The sequence below is a fragment of the Slackia faecicanis genome (assembly GCF_003725295.1).
Lineage (GTDB): Bacteria > Actinomycetota > Coriobacteriia > Coriobacteriales > Eggerthellaceae > Slackia > Slackia faecicanis.
In genome coordinates, this window is the sequence record NZ_QICB01000018.1 from 1 (window position 1) to 557 (window position 557).

The following is a 557-nucleotide window of genomic DNA, read 5'->3' on the forward strand; positions in this document are numbered from 1 at the left end:
GTCCAGTCCACAATCTGCTTGCTCGTCAGGTCGTTATTGCAGCCGCTTAGGTACTGGGAGCGCTGCCAGCCGCGGTCGATATCCAGACAGCCCGGGCGAATACCGGCGCTGAAGGTGGCCTTGGCCACCGCATGGCCGCGGTCGTTGAACAGGCGCACGTAGCTGCCGTCCTCGATGCCGCGGGCCTCGGCATCCACGGGATTGATGCGCACACAGGGCTCGTTGATCTCCATCTCGCGCAGCAGCGGGTTCTGGCCGTAGTAGGAGTGCACGCGGAAGCGACGGGTGCCGGCGGTCACGATGAGCGGGTACTTCTCGGCCAGGGGGTTGGCATCGAAGCCGCCGGCTGCGACGGGCCACGCCTCCATGGGCGGCTCCCAATGGGGCAGCGCGATGCTCGCGGGGTCCATGGGCTGGCCGTAGTTCTCGATGGGGCCAGGGTTCTCCTGATAGAACTGCAGCTTGCCCGTCATGGTCATGTAGGCCGGCATGGGAACAGCGCCCACGTACATCACGCCGGCTTCCTTCAGCTTGTCGGCATCGATGCCCATGGCGGC

Annotated in this window: 1 protein-coding gene; it reads right to left on the reverse strand. The window is 65.9% G+C overall.

The window, feature by feature from the left end:
- Positions 1–557 (reverse strand): molybdopterin dinucleotide binding domain-containing protein (locus DMP07_RS08660; RefSeq protein WP_280176200.1); only part of this gene is annotated, 557 nt, incomplete at both ends.